Origin of the sequence: Parahoeflea olei (genome assembly GCF_001703635.1) — a bacterium.
Lineage (GTDB): Bacteria > Pseudomonadota > Alphaproteobacteria > Rhizobiales > Rhizobiaceae > Hoeflea > Hoeflea olei.
Window position 1 is genome coordinate 1 of sequence record NZ_LQZT01000030.1, and the last position, 1,051, is coordinate 1,051.

Genomic DNA, 1,051 nt, shown 5'->3' on the forward strand with positions numbered 1-1,051 from the left:
TAAAGCGTGTCGCAGCTTTTCAGATTCGGAATTCCCTGATTGATTTATTTGTGATTCACTTTGCCCATGGAAGGAGAACCGCCATGGGCAAGCCGCATCCGGTGGAGTTGCGTGCGCGTGTCGTTGGGTTTGTAGAGGAAGGCAACAGCCATCGGGAGGCGGCCCGGCATTTCCGGGTATCCCCGAGGTTCGTTAACAACATGATGATCCTGCATCGAGCCACCGGCTCGCTTGCGCCTGCAAAACAGGGCCATCCGCCGGGAGGCAAACTGACGGCGCATGGCGAATGGATTAAGGCCCGTGTCGCTGCGCATGGCGAGATTACGCTCGATGAGCTCTGCGTCGAACTCGCCGGGCGTGGCGTTGATGTGCACCGCTCGACCGTCGGCCGGTTTCTCAATCGGCTTGGGCTGAGCCATAAAAAAAAGCCTCAAGGCAAGCGAACAGGTGCGGCCGGAGATCGCCCACGCTCGTGATCTCTGGATCGAACGACGTCAGCGGTTCTTCAACAAGGCATTGGCGCGGCTGATCTTTATCGATGAAACATCGACCAACACCAAACTGACCAAACGCACCGGATGGTCAGCCAAAGGTCAACGCTTCAACGCCTACACGCCGTTCGGCGCGTGGAAAACGCAGACCTTCATCGCTGGCTTGCGCAGTCACGGACTGACCGCGCCATGGATCGTCAACGCGCCGATGAACCAACGGATCTTCGAAACCTGGGTCGAAACCCAACTGGCTCCGACGCTATCGCCAGGTGACATCGTCATTCTCGACAATGTTGCCTTCCACAAAAGCCAGAGGGCCGAACAGCTGGTCCGGGACAAGGGCGCCTGGCTCCTCTTCCTGCCGCCCTACAGCCCCGACCTCAATCCCATCGAGATGGCTTTCTCAAAGCTCAAGGCGCTGTTGCGAAAGCACGCAGCACGCAGCTTCGATGCCATCAGCACAGCGCTCGGAGAAATCGTGGATCTCTTCTCCGTCACCGAATGCCGAAACTTCTTCAAGGCTGCAGGCTATGAGGCACAATAGATGCGACACGCTTTAG

At 57.8% G+C, this 1,051-nt stretch carries 2 protein-coding genes; both read left to right on the forward strand.

Annotated features, from left to right (window positions below; translation table 11 throughout):
* A partial coding sequence (locus AWJ14_RS23105) for a helix-turn-helix domain-containing protein (protein WP_425349642.1) occupies positions 1–476 on the forward strand: 476 nt, incomplete at its 5' end.
* On the forward strand, positions 448–1,035 hold the full coding sequence (locus AWJ14_RS23110; RefSeq protein WP_425349643.1) for an IS630 family transposase: 588 nt from the start codon (positions 448–450) through the stop codon (positions 1,033–1,035). The genes AWJ14_RS23105 and AWJ14_RS23110, both read left to right, overlap by 29 nt.
* Positions 1,036–1,051 lie beyond the last annotated feature (16 nt).